The sequence below is a fragment of the Corallococcus aberystwythensis genome (assembly GCF_003612165.1).
GTDB lineage: Bacteria > Myxococcota > Myxococcia > Myxococcales > Myxococcaceae > Corallococcus > Corallococcus aberystwythensis.
Window position 1 is genome coordinate 1 of the sequence record NZ_RAWK01000169.1, and the last position, 22,258, is coordinate 22,258.

At 71.9% G+C, this 22,258-nt stretch carries 11 protein-coding genes; 7 read left to right on the forward strand and 4 right to left on the reverse strand.

Going from position 1 to position 22,258, the window contains the following annotated elements; translation table 11 throughout:
- Nucleotides 1-176 precede the first annotated feature (176 nt).
- Together D7W81_RS25570 and D7W81_RS44200 are read left to right on the forward strand one after the other, a co-directional pair.
- Nucleotides 177-812: a helix-turn-helix transcriptional regulator gene (locus tag D7W81_RS25570; RefSeq protein WP_120558014.1), complete on the forward strand. Its 636-nt coding sequence runs from the start codon at nucleotides 177-179 to the stop codon at nucleotides 810-812.
- A gap of 156 nt (nucleotides 813-968) precedes the next feature.
- A complete protein-coding gene (locus D7W81_RS44200) occupies nucleotides 969-2,465 on the forward strand; it encodes a flavin-containing monooxygenase (RefSeq protein WP_279637850.1) in 1,497 nt (498 codons plus the stop codon).
- 14 nt (nucleotides 2,466-2,479) lie between these two features.
- Here D7W81_RS44200 and D7W81_RS25580 read toward each other — a convergent pair whose 3' ends face one another.
- Both D7W81_RS25580 and D7W81_RS25585 read right to left on the reverse strand, forming a co-directional pair.
- Nucleotides 2,480-2,953 carry a DUF6321 domain-containing protein gene (locus tag D7W81_RS25580; protein ID WP_120558016.1) on the reverse strand — a complete coding sequence of 158 codons (474 nt, stop codon included), beginning with the start codon at nucleotides 2,951-2,953 and terminating at the stop codon, nucleotides 2,480-2,482.
- Between the two features lie 93 nt (nucleotides 2,954-3,046).
- Complete coding sequence (locus tag D7W81_RS25585) at nucleotides 3,047-4,567, reverse strand: S41 family peptidase (RefSeq protein ID WP_158621687.1); 1,521 nt, start codon at nucleotides 4,565-4,567, stop codon at nucleotides 3,047-3,049.
- On the opposite strand from D7W81_RS25585, the gene D7W81_RS25590 reads away from it, so the two are divergent.
- The 5 genes from D7W81_RS25590 (at nucleotide 4,566) to D7W81_RS25610 (ending at nucleotide 11,231) form a co-directional block, all read left to right on the forward strand.
- Nucleotides 4,566-6,632, forward strand: coding sequence for a carbon starvation CstA family protein (locus D7W81_RS25590; RefSeq protein WP_120558017.1), 2,067 nt, complete (start codon nucleotides 4,566-4,568; stop codon nucleotides 6,630-6,632). The two genes, D7W81_RS25585 and D7W81_RS25590, sit on opposite strands and share 2 nt — an antisense overlap.
- Nucleotides 6,629-6,835, forward strand: a complete 207-nt coding sequence (locus tag D7W81_RS25595; protein ID WP_120558018.1) for a YbdD/YjiX family protein — start codon at nucleotides 6,629-6,631, stop codon at nucleotides 6,833-6,835. The genes D7W81_RS25590 and D7W81_RS25595 overlap by 4 nt, the downstream gene beginning before the upstream one ends.
- 86 nt (nucleotides 6,836-6,921) lie before the next feature.
- Nucleotides 6,922-8,343: an RICIN domain-containing protein gene (locus tag D7W81_RS25600; RefSeq protein ID WP_120558019.1), complete on the forward strand. Its 1,422-nt coding sequence runs from the start codon at nucleotides 6,922-6,924 to the stop codon at nucleotides 8,341-8,343.
- A gap of 125 nt (nucleotides 8,344-8,468) precedes the next feature.
- Nucleotides 8,469-9,749, forward strand: a complete 1,281-nt coding sequence (locus tag D7W81_RS25605; RefSeq protein WP_147445621.1) for a hypothetical protein — start codon at nucleotides 8,469-8,471, stop codon at nucleotides 9,747-9,749.
- 144 nt (nucleotides 9,750-9,893) lie between these two features.
- Nucleotides 9,894-11,231, forward strand: a complete 1,338-nt coding sequence (locus tag D7W81_RS25610; protein WP_147445622.1) for a hypothetical protein — start codon at nucleotides 9,894-9,896, stop codon at nucleotides 11,229-11,231.
- Between the two features lie 6 nt (nucleotides 11,232-11,237).
- Here the strand turns inward: D7W81_RS25610 and D7W81_RS25615 are convergent, their stop codons facing one another.
- On the reverse strand, nucleotides 11,238-21,554 hold the full coding sequence (locus D7W81_RS25615; RefSeq protein WP_120558022.1) for a non-ribosomal peptide synthetase: 10,317 nt from the start codon (nucleotides 21,552-21,554) through the stop codon (nucleotides 11,238-11,240).
- 13 nt (nucleotides 21,555-21,567) lie between these two features.
- Nucleotides 21,568-22,258: MFS transporter (locus D7W81_RS25620; protein ID WP_147445623.1), on the reverse strand; the 691-nt coding region annotated here is incomplete at its 5' end.

Sequence of the window (22,258 nt, forward strand, 5' to 3'; positions counted from 1 at the left end):
ACGGAAGGCGGGGCGCGCGGACGCTGCTCCTGGCGCTCTTAGGCGCGCGGGGGCCCGCTTCGCAAGGGTGGGCGGACAGGAGCGGCGTGGCGCTGTCGGAAGGGCTTCGCATCGCTGGGGCTCGGCCCCAGCTTGAGGGCCCTGGCTGACAGCGGTATGTCAGGATTCAGCCAGCCATGCAGCGCACCGAGCGACTCTTTGCCCTCGCGGAGTACCTGAGGGGCCGCCGCACCGGCGTCACCGCGGAGGTGCTCGCGGAGCGCTTCAACGTGACGATCCGGACCATCTACCGGGACCTGGACGCGTTGCGCGCCGCGGCACTGCCGGTGGGGGCGGAGCGGGGCCGGGGCGGAGGCTACGCGCTGGACCGGGGCTACAGCCTGCCGCCGGTGAACTTCACCGCGCGCGAGGCGGCGCTGGTGGTGGCGCTGGGGCGGTTCGCCATCGACATGCGGCTGCTGCCCTTCACGGGGACGCTGGAGTCGGCGCTCGACAAGGTGCGCTCGGCGCTGTCCACGTCCGCGCAGCGCGAGCTGCTGGCCCGCTTACGCGAGTTGACGTTCCTGGGCGTGCCGTCGCTGCCCACGCGCAAGCCCGTGCGTGAGGCCCTGGAGCGCGCGTGGTTCGAGCGCCAGCCGCTGCGCATCACCTACGTGGACGGCAACTTCCTGGAGACGGTGCGCGAGGTGCGCATCGAGTCCGTGGTGATGGACCGGCACGAGACGCGCCTGGACGCGGTGGACCTCGCGTCCGGTGAGCGGCGCCACTTCCGGCTGGACCGCATCACCCGCGCGGAGGTGGTGGGGACTTGATGTCGCTCGCTGGTGCGCAGGCGGGGCGCGAAGGGCCGGGGTGTCTCCTCGGCGAAAGCCCTCCCACGTCATGCGGATGGGGTGCGGGCGCGGTGGAATGTGCACAGCATGAAGAGCCAGGGCTCCGTGCCCCATCGCTTCCAGGAGGTCCGTCCGGTGTCTTCCCGTCTTCCCCGGCACGTGCGCATCGCCATCGTGGGTGCGGGCTTCGCCGGGCTGGGCATGGCCATCCGGCTGAGGCAGGAAGGCATTGACGACTTCATCATCCTGGAGCGCGCGGACGAGGTGGGCGGCGTCTGGCGCGACAACGTCTATCCCGGCTGCGCGTGCGATGTGCAGTCACTGCTGTACTCGTTCTCCTTCGCGCCGAACCCCGGCTGGTCGCGCGCCTACGCACCGGCATGGGAGATCCAGGCGTACCTGCTCGACTGCGTGCGGCGGTTCCACCTGGAACCCTTCCTGCGCTTCGGACACGCGGTCCTCTCCGCGAAGTGGGACGTGACGGCGCGGCGCTGGGTGCTGGAGACGCCCCACGGCGTCCTCACCGCGGACGTCTTCGTGGCCGCGGTGGGCACGTTGAGTGAGCCCGTGATTCCACCGCTGCCCGGCCTGGAGCGCTTCCGGGGCAAGGTGATGCACTCGGCGCGGTGGGATGTGAGCTACGCGCTGGCCGGACGTCAGGTGGGCGTGGTGGGCACGGGCGCGTCGGCGGCGCAGATCGTGCCGGCCATCCAGCCGGAGGTGGGCCGGCTCGTCCTCTTCCAGCGCACGCCCGCGTGGGTGTTGCCCCGGGGTGACAAGCCCAACAGCGCCCTGCGAAAGGCCCTGTACCGGTGGGTGCCGGGCGCACGGTGGCTTCTGCGTGAGGCGCTGCGCATCCTGCGCGACGGCCTGGCCCTGGGCTTCCAGCACCCGTGGATCTTCCGGTTCGCGCAGCGAGGGGTGCTCTGGCACATGCTGAAGGGGGTGAAGGACCCGTCGCTCCGCGACCGGCTCACGCCCCGGTACACGATGGGGTGCAAGCGCATCCTCGTCTCCGACGACTACCTGCCGGCCCTCACGCGCCCGAACGTGCAGGTCGTCACCGCGCCCATCCGCGAGGTGCGCGAGGACGCGGTCGTCACCGGAGATGGCGCCGTCCATCCGGTGGACACGCTCATCTTCGGCACCGGCTTCCAGGCGACGGACATGCCCCTGGGGCACCACCTCCAGGGCCGGGACGGCCGGACGCTCGCGCAGGTCTGGGCGGGCAGTCCCCGGGCCTTCCTGGGCACCACCGTGAGCGGCTTCCCCAACCTCTTCCTCCTGGAGGGGCCCCACACCACCCTGGGCCACACCTCCGTGCTGTTGATGATGGAGGCCCAGGTGGAGCACGTGCTGGGCGCGCTGCGCTACCTGGAGGCCCGGGGCGCCGCCGCCGTGGAGCCGGATCCACGAGCCCAGGACGCCTTCGTGCGCGACCTGGAGGCGCGGCTGTCCCGCTCCGTATGGAGCCAGGGCGGGTGCCGGAGCTGGTACATGGATGCCTCGGGGCGCAACTCCGCCCTCTGGCCTGGCTCCACCACGGCCTTCCGCCACCGGGTGGAGCACTTCGAACCGTCGGACTACGTCACGCTTCCCCGGGCGGGCGTGCCTCTCACGCTCCGGCCTTGAGGCAGCCGCGGGGCTCAGGCCTTCTTCGCGCGCTTCCGCGTCGCGGTCTTCCGCGCGGTGGAGGGCGCGCGCTTCTTCGCCGTCGCACGGCGGGCCGCCACGGCAGTCCGCGTCTTCTTGGCGCCGGAGCGCCTGGCGGTGGGCTTCGCGCCCTCCTGCTCCGCGTGGTAGCGCTCCAGCAGCTTCGTGCCCTTGGTGGCGAGCCGCTTCGCCGCGGCGGTGTCCTTGGGCACGGGCTCGCCCCAGGCCCGGGCGGACAGCGCGAGGCGCGTGGGTTCGCCCTTGTCATCCACCATGGGCCCGCGCGGGTGGGTGAAGTGGCGGCGCAGGAAGCTGCCCTTGCGGCGCAGCTTCTCCGGCGTGTCCGCCTTGCCCTTCACGCCGGGCTTGAGGTTCGCGCCTTCCTTCTCGTGGAACCACTCGCGGCCCGCCGCCGTGAGGCCGCCCTTCGGATCCTTCAGTTTGCGGGTGGGAGAACGGGTCGGCATCGGGCGGGCTCCTCTTGGACGACGGTGGAGACTTCCGCTGGAGAGGTAGGTCGTCCCTGCCGCGATGGCATGGCGTGACAGCCTGCTCGCTTCCTACGGCGTGGACTTCGCCCCCGGAGGCGGCAGTGAATCCGCCAGCGCACGAAGGGCCTTCGCATGGGCGTGCCAGAGGTCCTTGCCGTCTCCGAAGACGTCCAGCGGCCGCTGGGGCGGCAGGCCCCGCGCCTCGTAGTCCTCTCCGTCCGCGCCGGTGTAGTGCTCGTTGGACAGGTGGACCGTCCACCCGTTGGGCAGCGGCTTGACGAGCATGTCGGAGAACGCGCCCCGCGTGGCCGTGCCTACGTGCACGACGTTCGGGAGCGCGCGCAGGGCCAGTGTGAGGACCTCGCCCGCGCTGACGGTGACGTCGCTCGTCACCACGTAGACCGGGCCGTGGAAGGACGGACGCGACGTGGGCTGGAGCGTGAACACCTGCGGCGGGACGTCCTTCGCGCCCGTCGCCCACTTGGTGTACGCGCGCCGGGGTTGAGCCGTGAAGCGCTCCGCGATGGCGCGAGCGAAGGCGTCGTAGCCGCCCCGGTTGTTGCTCACGTCCAGGATGAGCGCGCCCGCGCCCGCGAAGGCGGCCAGCGCTTCATCCAGGACCGGCTCCAGCGCGGCCAGTTCCTGGGTCAGCGTGGGCGTTGCCTCCTCCGTCCCGGCGACGAAGCCGCCCATGGTCAGCAGGTTGAGATAGGCGACGCGGGGCGCCGCGAAGCCCCAGAGGACGCGCTGGTTCGCGACGTGATGTCCTTCGCCGTGAAGCACCGTCTGGAGGATGCCGTCGCGGTAGGCGCGCATCCATTCCCGCTGCACCTCGTTCGGGGGGCGGTTCATCGCGACGGCCGCCTGCTCCAGCATCGCGAACGTGCCCGTGGGACGGGCCTCGTACGTCAGCGTGTCCGACGACGCTTCGTCCGCGACCAGCTCCACGTGCGCATCGTTCAACGAGCGGAGCGCGTCCGCGAAGAGCGTGAACAGCGCGTGTGCATCCATGCCCGGCGTCACCCGCGAGCGCTGCGCGTCCAGCCGGGCCAGCCAGTCCGGGTCCCGCTGGGGGAAGGAGGCGTAGTGCTCCGCGAAGGTCGCCCGGAAGACATCGAACAGCTCCACCGCGCTCCACACGTGCGGTGTGTCGCAGCGGTCGGGCAGGGCGGTCAGGCGGTCGAAGCGGTAGCGCGTCTCGCCCGGCGCGGAGAGGAAGTCCCGGACGTCCTCGGAGGGCCCCGGCTCCTGCGCTCCGAACAGCTCCTTCAATTCCAGGGGCGATGATGGATCCGGATAGCACCCCGCCGCCGTCTCGTGGTGCAGGCGCATGCCCTCCGGCGCCACCGTGAGCAGCCAGCCGTAGCCGCGCGAGCGCCACACGCCCTCCGCATCCGGGGCGCTGGCCTTCGCCGTGGCGCGCGGCGTGGCGCACGCGGCGAACAGGCCCGCGAGGACGAGGACAATGACGTTGCGCCGACTTCCTCCACCACCGGACACCCCGCCGCGCGCGGGACGGGGGGACGCGGGGCGTGCGCTATAAACCACGCGCGGGGTAGGGGTGGCCTGCCCGCCGACGGGAGACATCATGGGTGGAGTCGCTCGGAAGTTGGGTTGGGTGGCCCTGGCGCTGGCCGGAGCCTTCAGCCTGGGCGTGGTGGCGCTGCACCGGGGGGAGTCCATCAGTGCCATCTGGCTGGTGGTCGCCTCGGTCGCGGTCTTCATGCTGGGATATCGTTTCTACGGCCGTTTCATTGCCGAAAAAGCGCTCCAGGTCGACCCCACCCGCGCGACCCCCGCCGAGCTCCGCAACGACGGCCTGGACTACGTGCCCACGGACCGGTGGGTCGTCTTCGGTCACCACTTCGCGGCCATCGCGGGCGCGGGGCCGCTGGTGGGCCCGGTGCTGGCGGCGCAGATGGGCTACCTGCCCGGCACGCTGTGGATATTGGCGGGCGTGGTGGTGGCCGGGGCGGTGCAGGACTTCGTGACGCTGTTCCTGTCCGTGCGGCGCGACGGCAAGTCGCTGGGCGACATGGTGCGCATGGAGCTGGGGCCCGCGGCCGGCGTGACGGCCATGGTGGGCGTGCTGATGATCATGATGATCATCCTCGCGGTGCTGGCGCTGGTGGTGGTGAAGGCGCTGGCGCACAGCCCCTGGGGCACCTTCACCGTGGCGATGACCATCCCCATCGCGGTGATGATGGGCCTGTACCTGCGCTACGTGCGCCCCGGCAAGGTGCTGGAGGTGTCCATCGCCGGCTTCGTGCTGCTCATGCTCAGCATCTGGCTGGGCGGCGTGGTCTCCGAGTCCGCGTCCTGGGGCCCCTGGTTCACCTTCGACAGCCGCACGCTGGCGTGGCTGCTCATCGGCTATGGGTTCTGCGCGGCGGTGCTGCCGGTGTGGCTGTTGCTCGCGCCGCGCGACTACCTGTCCACCTTCCTGAAGATTGGCACCGTGCTGCTCCTGGCGGTGGGCATCGTGCTGGCGGCGCCGCACATGCGCATGCCGGCGGTGACGCGGTTCGTGGACGGCTCCGGGCCGGTGTTCTCCGGCAGCCTGTTCCCGTTCCTCTTCATCACCATCGCGTGCGGCGCGGTGTCCGGGTGGCACTCGCTCATCGCCTCCGGCACCACGCCGAAGATGCTGGCCACGGAGGGCGACGCGAAGCTCGTGGGCTACGGCGCCATGCTGATGGAGGCCTTCGTGGCCATCATGGCGCTCATCGCCGCGTCGGTGCTGGAGCCGGGCGTCTACTTCGCCATGAACTCGCCCGCGGCGCTCATCGGCACCGAGGCGGTGCAGGCGGCGCGCACGCTCAGCGAGTGGGGCTTCGTCATCACCCCGGAGGTGCTGGAGCAGACGGCGCGCGACATCGGTGAGACGTCCATCCTGTCCCGCGCGGGCGGCGCGCCCACGCTGGCGGTGGGCATGGCGCAGATCCTCCACGGCCTGGTGTCCGGGCAGGGGATGATGGCCTTCTGGTACCACTACGCCATCCTCTTCGAGGCCCTCTTCATCCTCACCACCGTGGACGCCGGCACGCGCGTGGGGCGCTTCATGATTCAGGAGCTGGCGGGCCTGGTGTACGCGCCGCTCAAGCGCACGGAGTCCTGGGGCGCGAACCTGCTGGCCACCGCGCTGTGCGTGGCCGCCTGGGGCTACTTCCTCTACCAGGGCGTGGTGGATCCGCTGGGCGGCATCAACACGCTGTGGCCGCTGTTCGGCATCGCCAACCAGATGCTCGCCGCGATCGCGCTCACGCTGGCCTGCGTGGTGCTGGTGAAGATGAAGCGCGAGCGCTACGTGTGGGTGCCCGCCATCCCCGCCGCGTGGCTGGTGCTGTGCACGCTCACCGCTGGCTTCCAGAAGGTGCTCGGCGGCGACGTGCGCGTGAGCTTCGTGGCCCACGCACGCGCCTTCTCCCAGGCCGCGGCGGAAGGGCGCCTCATCGCCCCGGCGAAGTCCGTGGAGGAGATGGAGGCCATCATCCGCAACGACTACCTGGACGCCGCCCTCACCGTGTTCTTCATGGTGGTGGTGGTGGCCACGGTGCTCTTCGGCGTGCGCGCCGCGCTCCGGGCCCGCCGCTCGCCGGTGCCCACCTCCCATGAGACGCCCTACGTGGCCTCGGCCCTCCCGGTGAAGCCGTGAGGCGCGCACTCACGCAGGCGCTCCGCCGCGGCTGGCGCCAGGCCGTGCGCACCGCACGGTCCATGATCGGCGTGCCGGATTACGACACCTACGTCGCCCACATGCGCCGTCACCATCCGGACAGAGCGGTGATGACCTACGCGGAGTTTTTCAACGACCGCCTCCAGGCCCGCTACCGCGCTGGAGGCGGCCGGTGCTGCTGAGCGATGAATCGTTGAGTCTTCCGGACAAAGCTGCTTAGTGGGTTTTACGGGTCAGTCCCGTTCAACCCCTTCGCAGGAGTCCTGCTGTGTCTCGTACTTCGACGCCGTTCCGCACGTGGGCGCTGGGCGCCGTGTTTCTCGCATCGTTGGGGGGCTGCTCGGGCCCGGAGGACGCTCCCGTCGCCGGGGAGGCCCTGGGGCAGGTGGAGGCCGCCGCGCTGTCCACGCGGGTGGTGGGCTACGTGCCGACGTGGGCGGGGGACGTGAACACGCTGCAGTACTCCAAGCTGTCTCACATCAACTACGCGTTCGCGCTGCCCACGGCGTCCGGTGGGCTCACGGGGGTGAGCAGCGGAGACGCGCGGCTGCGCTCGCTGGTGACGCTGGCGCACGCGCAGGGCGTGAAGGTGCTCATCGCCGTCGGTGGCTGGAACGACGGCAACGACAGCGGCTTCGAACAGATGGCCGCGAACGCGAGCGCGCGCACGGCGTTCGTGAACAACGTGGTGAACTTCGTCAACGCGGCCGGGCTGGACGGCGTGGACATCGACTGGGAGTACCCGGACCCGGGCACGTCGGGGAACAACTACGCGCTGTTGATGAACCAGCTGGGCACCGCGATGCACAGCCGCGGCAAGCTGCTCACGGCGGCGGTGGTGGCATACGGCTCCACGGGCGGCGGGGTGCCGGCGTCGGTGTTCAACGACGTCGATTTCCTCAACATCATGGCGTACGACGGCGGGCAGCCCCATTCGACGTATGACCTGGCGGTCCAGTCGCTGAACTACTGGAAGGGGCGCGGACTGCCGGCGTCCAAGGCGGTGCTGGGCGTGCCGTTCTATGGCCGCTCGCCGTCTAGCTACGTGGGCTACTCGGAGCTCGTCGCGCGTGATTCGCAGGCGCCCTACAAGGACAACGTGGGGGACGTCTATTACAACGGCATCGCGACCATCCAGGCGAAGACGCAGCTGGGGAAGCAGAATGGCGGCGTGATGATCTGGGAGCTGTCCCAGGACACGTCCGGGAGCACGTCGCTGCTCAACGCCATCTACTCCGTGGCGCAGGGCACGGGCGGCGGCACGGGGGCGTACCGGCTGGTGAACAAGGCGTCCGGGCGGTGCGTGGACATCAGCGGTCCCAGCACGGCGGACGGCGCCGTCATCCACCAGTGGGCCTGCCACACGGGCGCAAGCCAGCAGTGGTCCATGGAGGCGACGGACAGCGGCTACTACCGCTTCGTGTCGCGCCACAGCGGCAAGGCGTTGGACGTGAAGGAAGTGAGCACCGCGGACGGCGCGGGGTTCCAGCAGTGGTCCTACGGCGGCGGGAGCAACCAGCAGTTCAAGCCGGTGAACCTGGGCAACGGCTACTACCGGCTGGAGGCTCGCCACAGCGGCAAGGTGCTGGACGTGACGGGCTGCCAGCAGGGCAGCGGTGACGGCACGCTGCTCCAGCAGTGGACCTGGTCCAACAACGACTGCCAGCAGTTCCGGATGGAAGCGCTGTAGTCCGCGCGGAGGAGGCGGGGCCGGTGGGAGACCGGCCCCGTCGCGGAGGATGGTATACGGGCGCCGCGATGGCCGATTCTTCCTCCCGGTGGCGGCGCCTGATCCACCGTCCCATGGATGTGGGCATGGACCGCCTGCGTGCCCCGTATGCGACGGCGCTGCTGGCGTGCTTCGCGGTGCTGACGTTGCGCTCGCACGAGCGCATCCCCCAGGCCCACCTCTGGGCGGAGGATGGGGCGGTGTTCCTGACGGACGCGCTGGCGCATGGCCTGGGCGCGACGTTCATTCCCTACGCGGGCTATCTGCACATCGTCCCCCGGCTGCTGGCCTGGGGTCTGTCGCTCCTGCCCATCGAGGCGTTCGCGCTCGGGCTGGCGTGGGCCCTCCTGGCCATCAACGCGGCGGTCTTCGCACTCATCGCGCGTGTGCGCTGCCGCTGGCTGGTGCCCCATGACGGTGTCCGCGTCCTCCTCGCCGTGGCGTTCTGCTTCCTGCCGGGGACGTGGGAGGTGATGGGCAACCTGGCCAACCTCCACTCTGTCCTCTTCTACGGCGTCATGTTCGTGGCGCTCCAGGACCTGGAGCGCCCGCTGGGCGTCGTCGATGGAGCGCTGCTGCTCGCGGCGGCAACGAGCGCGGGCGAGGGCGTGTTGATGGCGCCGGTCTTCTTCTTGCGCGGCCTGCTGCGGTGGCGCGATGGCCAGCCCCTCCGCTCGGTGCTGTGGGAGGGATTGGCGGCGGCGGTACTGGCGGTGCCGGCGGGGGTGAACATGGTGCTCTTCCGCCAGTCGGGGATTGCCGCCGCGGACTTCGCCGCCTGGCCGCTTCCGCGCATGGCCGAGCACCTGTGGAACACGCTCAACGTCCGCTACGTGCTGCACCCGGTGCTGGGCGACGGAGGGACCCTGTCCTACTTCCGCCGTCCGTTCGTGGTGCGGGCGCTGGTGACGGTCGGGTTCATCGCCGTGCTCGTCCTGGGCCTTCGCCGGGTGCCCGCGCGTCAGCGGGTGCTGCTGCTGGTCACGTGCGCGTGCGTCTTCCTGTTGATTCCGCTCACCTGGTACGTGCGCGCGGGGGCCGCGGACTACCCCACGTTCGGCGAGTTCCGGGATCCGGGCGTGGTGGAGGACCGCTACATGCTGTTCGCGCTTCCGGCGGGGCTTGCCCTCTGGGGGGTGGCGCTGGCGCGGTTCCGGCCCCTCTTCGCCGCGGGCCTCTGCGTCTCGGTGGTGGTGCTGGCCCTTCCCCGGTGGACCTTCGAGCCGTGGGGCGCCGAGCGCGATTGGGCCCGGACCGCCCGGCTCATCCGCACGACCCGTGAGACGCCGGGTGCGCAGGCCGCTGTGCCCATCAATCCCACCGGATGGGGAATCACCGTGCATGGGCCTCCGCGTCCGGCGCGGTGATCGCTGTCAGGCCGGCGAGCCCTGGTCCACCGGGTCCAACAACGACTGCCAGCAGCTCCGGATGGAAGCGCTGTCGTCCGGGCACGGGAGGCGGGGCCGGTGGGCTGCCGGCCCCGTCGCGCGGGATGGTATACGGGCGCCGCGATGGCTGATTCTTCCTCCCCGTGGTGGCACTCCCTCCGTCGTCCCATGGACCTGGGCGGAGCGTGCCTGCGTGCCCCCTATGTGACGGCGCTGCTGGCGTGCTTCGCGGTGCTGACGTTGCGCTCGCATGAGCGGATCGCCCACGCCCACCTCTGGGCGGAGGATGGGCCGGTGTTCCTGGCGGATGCGCTGGCGCATGGCCTGGGCGCGACGTTCAAGCCCTACGCGGGCTATCTGCACATCGTCCCCCGGCTGCTGGCCTGGGGGCTGTCGCGCCTGCCCATCGAGGCGTTCGCGCTCGGACTGGCGTGGGTCCTCCTGGCCATCAACGCGGCGGTGTTCGCACTCATCGCGCGCGTGCGCTGCCGCTGGCTGGTGCCCCATGACGGTGTCCGCGTCCTCCTCGCCGTGGCGTTCTGCTTCCTGCCAGGGACGTGGGAGGTGATGGGCAACCTCGCCAACCTCCACTCCGTCCTCTTCTACGGCGTGATGCTCGTGGCGCTCCAGGACCTGGAGCGCCCATTGGGCATCTCCGACGCGGCGTTGCTGCTCGCGGCGGCCACGAGCGCGGGCGAGGGCGTGTTGATGGCGCCGGTCTTCTTCTTGCGCGGCCTGCTGCGGTGGCGCGATGGACAGCCCCTCCGCTCGGTGCTGTGGGAGGGATTGGCGGCGGCGGTACTGGCGGTGCCGGCGGGGGTGAACATGGTGCTCTTCCGCCAGTCAGGCATGGCCGCCGCGGACTTCACCGCCTGGCCGCTTCCGCGCATGGCCGAGCACCTGTGGAACACGTTCAGCGTCCGTTTCGTGCTGTACCCGGTGATAGGCGAAGCAGGGACGCGGTCCTACTTCCACCGGTCGCTCGTGGTGCGGCTCGCCATCGCGGTCGGGTTCATCGCCGTGCTCGTCCTGGGCCTTCGCCGGGTGCCCGCGCGTCCGCGGGCCTTGCTGCTGTCCGCCTGCGCGTGTGCCTTCCTGTTGATTCCGCTCACCTGGTACGTGCGCGCGGGGGCCGCCGAGCACCCCTCGTTCGGCGTCTTCAGCAATCCCATCGTGATGCCTGGCCGCTACATGCTGTTCGCGTTCCCGGCGGCGCTCATCCTCTGGGTCGCGGCGCTGACCCGGTTCCGGGCCGTCCTTGGCGCGGCCCTTTGTGTCTGTGTGGTGGGCCTGGCCTTCTCGCGGTGGACTTTCGAGCCATGGGGCCCTGAGCAGGACTGGACCCCAGCCGCCCGCATCATCCGCGCGACCCGCGAGACGCCGGGTGCGCAGGCGGAAGTCCCCATCAATCCCCCCGGGTGGCGGGTGCCGGTCCACGGTGCCCCTCCACCCGCGCCGTGAGCCGCCCTACCGTGCGTCCTGGGCCTTCGTGATGGCCTCCCGCAGCTTCGCGGCCAGCACCTTGAGGTGCGGGGGCTTGAGGAAGGAGTAGTGGTCTCCGGGCACGGTGTGCACGTCCAGCCCGCCGGGCGCGTAGGCGGCCCAGCCGTGGTCCCAGCGCGAGCCCTCCGCTTCGAACAGGGTGAAGGGCCCGCGGGCCGGAGGCGGTTCGTAGACCCAGGCCGCGTTCAGGTGGACCTCGAACGCGTGGCGCATCTGGCGCAGTGACTGCTCCGCGGCGAACAGGGGCTGGCTGGCCGCTTCCAGCGCCTCCATCCACCGGGCCGGAGAGAGGCTGTCGCCCGGCGGCAGTGGATGGCCCGACGCGCGCAGCAGGTCCTCCAGGAACAGCGCGCTCAGCCGCGCCTTCGCGTTCAGGTCGTCCGGGTTGCCGGAGTGCAGGCTCGCGGACGAGTCGAGCAGCGCGAGCAGCGCCACCGTCTCGCCCTCGCGCCGCAGCTGGTGGGCCATCTCCCACGCGACGCTGCCTCCCATGGACCAGCCGCCCAGCAGGTAGGGGCCATGAGGTTGGACCTCTCGCACCGCGCGCACGTAGAGGGCCGCCATCTCCGGGATGGAGTCGCAGGGCGGCTCCGCGCCGTCCAGGCCCCGGGCCTGGAGTCCATGGAAGGGCTGCGCGGGTCCCAGCGCCCGGGCCAGCTCCGCGTAGGGCACGACGTTGCCGCCCACCGCGTGGACGCAGAAGAAGGGACGCACTCCCTCCTGGCCCTTCTGGAGCACGACCCTCGGTGTCCAGGGCGTGGCGCCCCGGAGCAGGCTCGCGAGGTGCTCCACGGTGGCGTTCTGGAAGAGCGCCGTCACCGGCAGGGACCGGCCCAGCCGCGAGTGGATGGCGGACTGCAGGCGCAGCGTCAGCAGCGAGTGTCCACCCAGCTCGAAGAAGTTGTCGCGCACGCCAATGGGATGCACGCCCAGCACCTCCTCCCAGATGCGCACGAGCTGCAGCTCCAGCGGCGTGCGCGGTCCCAGCAGGGCGCTTGAAGGCTCGCGGACGCCCTCCGGCGCGGGCAGGGCCTTGCGGTTCACCTTGCCCGAGGGAGTCAGGGGCAGCCGCTCCAGCGGGACCCAGCGCGAGGGCACCATGTATTCCGGCAGCCGTTCCTTGAGGAAGCCGCGCAGCATGGCGGTGTCCGGCGTGCGTCCGGCCGCGCCCACCACCCAGGCCACCAGCCGCTTCTGGCCGCCTCCGTCGTCGCGGGCGTCGACGACGCAGTCGCGCACCGCCGGATGCTGCGCGAGCGCCGCTTCAATCTCTCCCAGCTCGATGCGGAAGCCGCGCACCTTGAGCTGCGCGTCGCGCCGGCCCAGGAACTCCAGCGTGCCGTCCGGCAGGTGCCGTGCCCAGTCACCCGTGCGGTACAGCCGGCCTCCCGGCGTGGCACCGAGCGGATCCGGGATGAAGCGTTCCGCCGTGAGGGCGGGCTGGTTCAAGTAGCCGCGGCCCACCTGGACGCCGCCCACGTACAGCTCTCCGGTGACGCCCCTCGGCACCGGCTGGAGGTTCGCGTCCAGCACGTACACGGCCACGTTGAGGAGGGGCCGTCCGATGGAGGGCAGCGCCGGCCAGGCGTCCGGGTCGCCCTTCAGGGAGAGCGACGACACGGCATGGGCTTCGGACGGGCCGTAGTGGTTGTGCAGCACGGCCCCCGTGCGCTTCATGAAGCGGCGGAGCACCGGCGTCATGCGCAGCTGCTCTCCCGCCACCATGATCTCCCGCACGCCGCGAGGGTGGCGGCCCTCGCGCTCGGCCGCCTCCGCCAGGTTCTGGAGCGCGACGAAGGGCATGAAGAACCGCTCGATGCCCGCGCCCTCCATCAGGGTCAGCAGCTGGCTCGGGTCGCGGCGCAGCTCCTCGTCGAGGAGCACCAGCTCACCGCCCGCGGCCCAGGTCGCGAAGAGCTCCTGGAAGGACACGTCGAAGCTCAGCGCGGAGAACTGGAGCGTGCGCGCCCCGGGCGCCACCGAGTCCCCCAGCTGCCAGTGCAGCAGGTTCACCAGCGCCTCGCGGTGCATCGCGATGCCCTTGGGCGTCCCGGTGCTGCCGGAGGTGAAGATGACGTAGGTGAGCGCCTGCGCGTTGCCCTGGGGTTCGGGCCGCATGTCGGACTGCCGGGCGAGGACGTCCGCCTGCGTGTCCAGCTCCAGCACCCGCACCGCATCGCCGCCCAGCACGTCGCGCAGCTCGCGCGTGGTGAGCAGCACCTCCGCGCCCGAAGCCTGAAGCATCGCGGTGAGCCGCTCCGGCGGATAGGCCGGGTCGAGCGGGACGTAGGCGCCTCCCGCCTTGAGCGTGCCCAGCACCGCCACGGGCAGCTCCAGCGAGCGGCGCAGGTGGATGCCCACGCGCACGTCGGCCCCCACGCCCAGCTTTCGCAGGTGGTGCGCCAGCTGGTTCGAGCGCCGCTCCAGCTCTCCGTAAGTGAGCGTCGCATCCCCGAAGCGCACCGCGATGGCGTCAGGCGTGCGCGTGGCGGTGGCCTCGAAGAACGCGTGGACGCTGGACACGGCCGGGTATGCCACCGGCCGGAGCGCCCACGCCGCGAGCTGCCGCTGTTCTGCCTCCGCGAGCAGGGGCAGGGTGCCCAGGGGCGCATCCGGTGCCGCGAGCGCGCTTTCGAGCAGCCGCGTGTAGTGGTCCGCGAAGCGCGCCACCGTCGCCTCGTCGAAGAGGGCGGTGTTGTATTCCCAGAGGCTCGACCAGCCCTCCGGCGTCTCGCGCACGAAGAGGGTGAGGTCGAACTTCGCCAGGCCCGGCTCGAAGGCCAGGGTGCTGACGGAGACGCCGGGCAGCTCCCAGGGCGCGCCGCCGTTCTGGAAGACGAACATGACCTGGAACAGGGGAGAGCGGCTCAAATCCCGCGTGGGGCCCCGCGCGTCCACCAGCTGTTCGAAGGGCATGTCCTGGTGGGCATAGGCGCCCAGGCAGGCCTCCCGCACGCGTCCCAGGAGCGCGCGGAAGCTCGCCGCGCCGGACGCGTCCACGCGCAGGGCCAGGGTGTTGGTGAAGAAGCCGATGAGGTTCTCCACCGCGAGCTGGCCGCGCCCCGCGATGGGCGTGCCGATGACGAGGTCATCCTGGCCGCTGTGCCGCGCGAGCAGGGCGTGGAAGCCCGCGAGCAGCAGCATGAAGGGCGTGACGCCCGCGTCGCGTGCCAGCGACTGCACGGCGGCGGGGAAGGCGGCGGGCAGCGGGCGCGCGAGCTGGAGGCCCTGGAAGGACTGCACGGGCGGCCGGGGCCTGTCGGTGGGCAGCTCCAGCGTCGTCGGCGCGCCTTCCAGGTGCTGCTTCCACCAGGCGCGCTGTGCCTCCAGGGTCTCGCCCGCCATCACCTGGCGCTGCCACGCGGCGAAGTCCGGGTACTGCACGGGCAGGGGCGGCAGGGCCAGCGGTTCGCCCTGGTGCCGTGCCGTGTAGAGGGCCTTCAGCTCGCGCACCAGGATGTCGATGGACCAGAAGTCACACACGATGTGGTGCATGACCAGCAGCAGCGCGTGCCGCTCTGGAGCCGTGCGGATCAGCGTGGCGCGCACCAGCGGGCCGCGCTCCAGGTCGAAGGGCTTCCTCACCTCCGCCTCCGCGCGCGGGCGCAGCAGCGCGTCCCCGTCCAGGGCCTCGAGCGCGAGCGTGAACGGCCGGTGCTCCCGGACGTGCTGCACCGGGTGGCCCCCGGCCTCGCTGAACGTGGTCCGCAGGGCATGGTGCCGCTGGACCAGCGCATCCAGCGCGGCCTCCAGCGCGGGGACGTCCAGCGGGCCGTCGAGCCGCAGGAAGAAGGGCACGTTGTACGCGCTCCCTCCCGGATCCAGCCGCGCGAGGAACCACAGGCGCTGCTGCGCGAAGGACAGGGGCCGCGGCTGCTCTCGCGGCGCCGCGACGATGGGCGGGACCGGCGGCCCGCGGCCTCCCTTCTTCAGGGCCTCCAGCCGCTGCGCGAACCCGGACACCGTCGGGGAGTCCAGCAGCAGGCGCAGGGGCACGTCCTGCTGGAGCACGTCCCGCAGCCGCGACACCACCCGCGTGGCCAGGAGCGAGTGTCCGCCCAATTCGAAGAAGTGGTCATGCGCGCCCACGCGGGGCACGCCCAGCAGCGGCGCCCACAGCTCCGCCACCAGGGACTCCCAGCCCTCGCGCGGCGCCACGTAGGAGTCCTGTCCCGCCCGCATGTCCGGCGAGGGCAGGGCCTTGCGGTCCACCTTCCCCGACGGGGTCAGCGGCAGCCGCTCCAGCTTCACGAACGCGGAGGGCACCATGTGCGCTGGCAGCCGCGTGGACAGGTGCGCGCGCAATTCGCCCACGTCCACCCGGGAGCCGGTGACGTAGGCCACGAGCCGCTTGTCGCCAGGGGCGTCCTCGCGCACGACGACGCTCGCGTCCTCCACGCCCGGCGAGGCCTTGAGCGCGGCCTCGACCTCTCCCGGTTCGATGCGGAAGCCGCGCACCTTCACCTGCGAGTCATCGCGCCCCAGGAAGTCGAGGACGCCGTCCTGCCGCCACCGGACCCGGTCGCCCGTGCGGTACAGCCGTGCGCCCGGCGTGGTGCTGAACGGATGCGGCACGAAGCGCTCCGCGGTCTGCGCGGGCTGGTGCAGATAGCCCCACGCGAGGCCGTCACCGCCCACGTGCAGCTCGCCCGCCACGCCCACCGGCACGGGGGCGCCCAGTGCATCCAGCACGTACGCCTGCGAATGGGCGATGGGCCGGCCGATGGGCACGGGGCGTCCGTCCACCACCGTGCCCTCCAGCGGATGGAAGGTGGAGACGGTGGTGTTCTCCGTGGGGCCGTAGACGTTGATGACGTCCCGGCCCGCGTCGCGCATCCGTCGCGCGGCCACGGGGGACAACACGTCGCCGCCCGTCATCACCTGCCGCATGCGCGCGAGCACCTGGGGCTGGAGCTGCGCCATCTGTTCGAAGAGGGCCGTGGTGAGGAACAGCGTGGTGATGCCCTGCTGCTCCAGCACCCGGGCCAGCTCCTCCACCGAGGGCTGCCGCGCCGGGAAGACCACGAGCTTCGCGCCATGCAGGAGCGCGCCCCACAGCTCCAGCGTGGCCGCGTCGAAGGAGATGGGCGCCAGCTGGAGCAGGACCTCCTCCGGCCCGAAGCGCGCGTAGGCCGTGCCCTTCACCAGCCGCACCACGCCCCGGTGCGGGATGCACACGCCCTTGGGCCGGCCGGTGCTGCCGGACGTGTACATGACGTACGCCAGCGCCTCGGCGGGCACGGTGATTCGCGGTGACCGCGTGGACTCGCGCGCGAAGACGTCCCACGAGGGCTCCAGCGTCACGACGCGTGCCTCCAGCGTCGCGAGCTTCGACTCCTGGCCCGGCTGGACCAGCAGCACCGGGAAGCGCGTGTCCCGGGCCATGAAGAGGAGGCGCTCGGTGGGATACGCGGGATCCAACGGGACGTAGGCCCCTCCCGCCTTGAGGATGGCCAGCGTGGCCACGACCATCTCCAGCGAGCGGCTGGTGCACAGGCCCACCGGGGTGCCCACGTCCACGCCCAGCGCGCGCAGGTGGTGCGCCAGCTGATTCGCGCGTGCGTCCAGCTCTCCGTACGTCAGCCGGCGGCCCTCGAACTCCACCGCGATGGCCTGGGGCGCTCTCGCGGCCTGTTCCTCGAAGAGGGCGGTCAGTGACGCCTCGCGCGGATAATCGGCGCGGGTGTCATTCCAGTCGGACAGCAGCCGCTGGCGCTCCTCGTCGGTGAGCAGCGGGAGCGCGGCCAGGGGCTGCTCCCATTGGGAAACGGCGGCCGCGAGCAGGCGCGTGTAGTGCCCGGCCATGCGCGCGACGGTCGCTTCGTCGAAGAGGGCGGTGTTGTATTCCCAGACGAGGTCCAGGCCCTCCGGGGACTCCCGGGCGAAGAGGGTGAGGTCGAACTTCGCCATCCCCGTCTCGACGTCCAGCGGCGCCACGGACAGGTCCGGCAGGGCGCTCGCGGCGGGGCCTCCTGCGTTCTGGAGCACGAACATCACCTGGAACAGCGGCGAGCGGCTGGGGTCGCGTTCGGGCTGGAGCGCGCTCACCAGCTGCTCGAAGGGCAGGTCCTGGTGGGCGAAGGCCTCCAGCGTGAGGTCGCGCACGCGGCCCACGAGGTCGCGGAAGCTCGCGTTCCGGCGCGCGGTGATGCGCAGAGGCACCGTGTTGATGAAGAAGCCGACCAGCCCCTCCAGCTCCTGACGCTCGCGGCCCGCGAGGGGGGCGCCGATGACGAGGTCGTCCTGACCGCTGTAGCGGGCGAGCAACGCATGGAAGCCCGCCAGCAGCAGCATGAAGGGCGTGGCCCCTTCACGCTGGGCCAGCGCCTCCAGGGCCCGCGACAGCGCGGGCGAGGCCCTCCGGGACAGGTGCGCGCCCTCGAAGGTCTGCACCGCCGGACGCGGCCGGTCCGTGGGCAGGGCGAGCGAGGCCGGCGCGTCCTGGATCCGTGCCTTCCACCAGCCGAGCTGGGACTCCATCTCCGAGCCCACCCAGGCCTGCCGCTGCCAGCGCGCGTAGTCCGCGGGCTGGATGGACAACGGGGGAAGCAGCGCCGGGGCGCCTCCCGTCGCCGCGCGGTAGAGCGCCATCAGCTCTCGCTCCAACACGCCCAGCGACCAGCCGTCGCAGATGATGTGGTGGAACGTGACGAGCAGGGCGTGCTCCCCGTCCCGCACGTGCACCAGCGTCGCACGCACGAGCGGCCCCCGGGCCAGGTCGAAGGGAAGGCGGACCTCCGCCTCCGCGCGCCGAGTGAGCTCCTCATGCGAGGACACGCGCTCACGCCGCAGCGGCAGCTCCAGCACCGGGGCGATGCGCTGCACCGGCTGCCCGTGCTCTTCCACGAAGGTGGTGCGCAGCGCTTCGTGACGCTGGACGAGCCCCTGGAGGCTCCGCTCCAGCGCGCCGTCATCCAGCGGCCCGCTCCAGCGCGTGAACCACGGCAGGTTGTACGAGAACCCGTCCGGATCCATCCGGGAGAGGAACCACAGTCGCGCCTGGGCGAAGGACAGCGGGGGCACCTCGTCGCGCGGGCGGGGCACCAGCGGCAGCGCCTCTCCGCCCGTCTCCGTCCTCAATGAAGCGATGTGGGCCGCCAGCTCCTCCACGGTGGGGTTCTCGAACAGGGCGCGCACGGGCAGCTCCACCTGGAGCCGGTCGCGCAGCCGCGCGGTCACCTGGGTCGCCAGGAGGGAGTGGCCGCCCCGTTCGAAGAAGTGGTCCTGCGCGCCCACGCGCGGCAGCCGCAGGAGCGCGGCGAAGACACCCGCCACCTCTGTCTCCAGGGGCGTGCGCGGGGCCACGAAGGCACGGGCCGCGTCCGCGTCATCGTCCGGAGCGGGCAGGGCGCGGCGGTCCAGCTTGCCGCTGGGAGTGAGGGGGAACGCCTCCAGCAACACGAAGGCCGCGGGCACCATGTACTCCGGCAGCCGGTCGCGGAGCACCGCCTTGAGCCCGCCCGCGTCCACGTCCGCTCCGGGCTGCGTCACCACGTAGGCCACCAGGTGCTTGCCCCGCGCCGCGTCCTCCCGCGCGACCACCGCGACGTCCTTCACGCCCGGCAGCTTCGCCACCGCCGCCTCCACCTCCGGCAGCTCGATGCGATAGCCGCGAATCTTCACCTGCGCGTCGCGCCGCCCCAGGAACTCCAGCGTGCCGTCCAGCAGGTACCGCGCGAAGTCGCCGGTGCGGTACAGCCGCGCGCCCGGATGCGGGCTCAGCGGATCCGGCATGAAGCGCTCCGCCGTGAGGTCCGGCCGGTGCAGGTAGCCGCGCGCCAGCCCCGCGCCGCCGATGTACAGCTCGCCCGCGACGCCCACGGGCACCGGCTCCCACCGCGCATCCAGCAGGTACGTGCGCGCGTTGGTGATGGTGCGGCCAATGGGCGGCAGGTCCGGCCACGCGTCCGGGTTCCCCGTCAGCACGTGCGCCGAGGCTGCGTGCGTCTCCGTGGGGCCGTAGTGGTTGTCCAGCACGCACCCGTCCAGCGCGTGGAGCAGCCGGCGCAGCGCGGGTGTCATCCGGAGCTGCTCGCCCGCGGTGTTGATCTCCTTGAGTGACGTGGGCAGCAGCCCGTCCGAGTCCGCCACCTCCGCCAGGTGCTGCAAGGCGACGAATGGCAGGAAGATGCGCTCCACGCCCTGGTCGCGCATCAGCGTGAGCAGGGCCCGGCCGTCGCGCCGCGTGTCCTCCGACACGAGCACCAGCTCCCCGCCCGCGGCGAACGTGGGCAGCATCTCCTGGAAGCAGACATCGAAGCTCAGCGCGGAGAACTGGAGCGTGCGGCCCCGGGGCGCGGTGGAGCGGCGCACCTGCCACTGGATGAGATTGAAGAGCGGGCGGTGCGGCATCGCCACGCCCTTGGGCACGCCCGTGGAGCCCGACGTGAAGATGACGTAGGCCAGCGTGTCTGGCCCGCCCACGGGGGCCGGCGTGGTGTCCGGCGTGGTGTCCGGCGTCGCGAGGTCGTCCTCCAGGAACAGCCGCTCCGCGCCGCCCTCCGGCAGCCCCGACGCCAGGGAACGCCGCGTGACGAGCACCTTCGCGCGAGACGTCTCCAGCATCAGCGCCAACCGCTCCGGCGGATAGGCCGGATCCAACGGGCAGTAGGCCGCACCGGACTTGAGGATGCCCAGCACGCCCACCGCCAGCTCCAGGGAGCGGTCCACGCACAGCCCCACCGCCGTGTCCGGCACCACGCCGCGCTGGCGCAGCGCATGGGCGACGCGGTTGGCCCTCCGGTCCAGCTCCGCGTACGTGAGGCTCGCCTCCCCGAAGCGCACCGCGATGGAGTCAGGGCTCCTCCGCACGCTGGCCTCGAAGAGCGCGTGCACACCGGAGTGCACCGCCACGTCCGCGCCGGTGTCGTTCCAATCCCTCACCGCGCGTTCACGCTCGGGCGGAGTCAACAGCGGCAGCGCGGACACCGGGGACTCGGGCTTCGCGACGGCGCCCTCCAGCAGGCGCGCGTAGTGCGCGGCCATGCGCGCCATCGTCGCCTCGTCGAAGAGGTCGGCGTTGTACTCCCAGCGCGCCTCCATGCCGCTGGGGTCTTCGTAGAGGAAGAGGGTGATGTCGAAGCGCGCGACGCCGGGCTCGAAGTCCAGCTCCGTCACGGTGAGGCCGGGCCACTTCAGCGCGGCCCACGGTGAGTTCACGTGCACGAACATCGCCTGGAACAGCGGCGAGCGGCTGGGATCGCGCTGGGGCACGAGCAGGTCCACCAGCTGCTCGAAGGGCATGTCCGGATGCGCGTACGCGCCCAGGCACACCTCGCGCACGCGGCCGAGCAGCGCGAGGAACGCCGGGTCGCCGGACGTGTCCAGCCGCAAGGCCAGCGTGTTCGCGAAGAAGCCGATGAGCCGCTCCACCTCCCGCCGTCCGCGCCCCGCCACGGGCGTGCCCACCACCAGGTCCTCCTGGCCGCTGTAGCGCGACAACAGCACCTGGAACGCCGCCAGCAGCGTCATGTACGGCGTGACGGCCGCCTTGCGGCTCAGCTCGCGGATGCCCGTGGCCAGGGCCGGAGGCATGGGCAGCCGGTACACCGCGCCCCGCGACGTCTGACGCGGCGGGCGCGGCCGGTCCGTGGGCAGCTCCAGCGCGGGCGGCGCTCCGGCGAGCCGCTCCTTCCACCACGCGCGCTCGGCCTCCAGGAAGTCCCCGGTGAGCGTCTGCCGCTGCCAGTGCGCGAAGTCCGCGTACTGCGCCGGAAGCTCCAGCAGCCGGGGCGGCTCGTTCTTCGTGGCGGCGGTGTAGAGCGCGCTCAGCTCGTTCGCCATCCACCCCAGCGACACCGCGTCGCAGACGATGTGGTGCGTGACGAAGAGCAGCGCGTGCTCCTCCGGCGAGAGCCGCACCAGCGTGGCCCGCACCAGCGGACCGCGCGCCAGGTCGAACGGCGTGCGCGCCTCCGCTTCCGCGTGCTCGCGCAGGGCCCGCTCCCGGTCGCCCGCGTCCGACAGGTCCTCCCGCCGGAGCGTCAGCGTCAGCGCGGGGGCGATGCGCTGCACCGGCTGCCCGTCCACTGAAGCGAACGTGGTGCGCAGCGCTTCATGCCGGGCGACGACGCCCTGCAGGGCCCCCTCCAGCGCGCCCGCGTCCAGCGCGCCCGTGAGCCGCACGAAGAAGTAGACGTTGTACGTGGCGCTCGTGCCCTCCATCTGCGCCAGGAACCACAGGCGCTGCTGCATGAAGGACAGCGGCAGCGCCTCCGTCCTGGGGACGAGGGGCAACGGGGCGCGCTTCTTGCCCGGAGCAACCGGCGAAGAGGTCGTCATCGGATGGCTTTCGTCAGGTTTCGTAGGCCGCGAAGCCGCGCGAGCGCAGCGTGCGCAGGAGGACGGTGAAGAGGAGGAACCCGAACGCCGCGCCCCCCATGACGGGCCGCACGCCCAGCCGGTCCGCGAGCGCGCCCTGCGACCACACGCCCACCGTGAAGCCCACGAAGAGCAGCATGGAGTTGAGGCTGGCGATGCGCGCCTGCAGCTCCCCGGACACGCGCGCCTGGCACAGCGTGGCCAGCCCCGTGAGCGTCAGCATGTACAGCGCCCCCAGCAGCAGCACCGCCACCGTCGCGACGCCCAACGACGGGGACCACCAGTACGCCGCCGCCACGGGCCCGATGAGCAGCAGGCTCACCTCCAACAGCCGCCCCCGTCCCATCCGGTCCGCCAGCGTGCCCGCGGAGAGCGCCGCCAGGAGCGCGCCCGCGCCCTGCGCCGTCACCAGCATGGACGTGGCGCCCGCGTCCTGCCCGAACACCCGGATGGCCATCACCGGCGCCAGCGCCGTGAACGGCGCGATGCAGATGGCGATGGCCAGCGTCCCGCCCATGGCCATGAGCAGCGCTTCATCCGCCCGCGCCACCTGGAACCCCCGCGCGATGCCCGCCCACAGCCCCTCCGGCGACGTGGGCTTCGCGACGGCCGGCGCCCACGTCGCCGGAGGGGCTGTGGGCGGGCATCGCGCGGGGGTTCCAGGT

What these genes read in the sequence shown, in the direction of transcription:
- D7W81_RS25570 (WP_120558014.1), top strand. Translation starts at nt 177, where the DNA reads ATGCAGCGCACCGAGCGACTCTTTGCCCTCGCGGAGTACCTGAGGGGC.
- D7W81_RS25580 (WP_120558016.1), bottom strand. Translation starts at nt 2,953, where the DNA reads ATGCCGACCCGTTCTCCCACCCGCAAACTGAAGGATCCGAAGGGCGGC.
- D7W81_RS25590 (WP_120558017.1), top strand. Translation starts at nt 4,566, where the DNA reads ATGGGTGGAGTCGCTCGGAAGTTGGGTTGGGTGGCCCTGGCGCTGGCC.
- D7W81_RS25585 (WP_158621687.1), bottom strand. Translation starts at nt 4,567, where the DNA reads ATGATGTCTCCCGTCGGCGGGCAGGCCACCCCTACCCCGCGCGTGGTT.
- D7W81_RS25605 (WP_147445621.1), top strand. Translation starts at nt 8,469, where the DNA reads ATGGACCGCCTGCGTGCCCCGTATGCGACGGCGCTGCTGGCGTGCTTC.
- D7W81_RS25610 (WP_147445622.1), top strand. Translation starts at nt 9,894, where the DNA reads ATGGCTGATTCTTCCTCCCCGTGGTGGCACTCCCTCCGTCGTCCCATG.
- D7W81_RS25615 (WP_120558022.1), bottom strand. Translation starts at nt 21,554, where the DNA reads ATGACGACCTCTTCGCCGGTTGCTCCGGGCAAGAAGCGCGCCCCGTTG.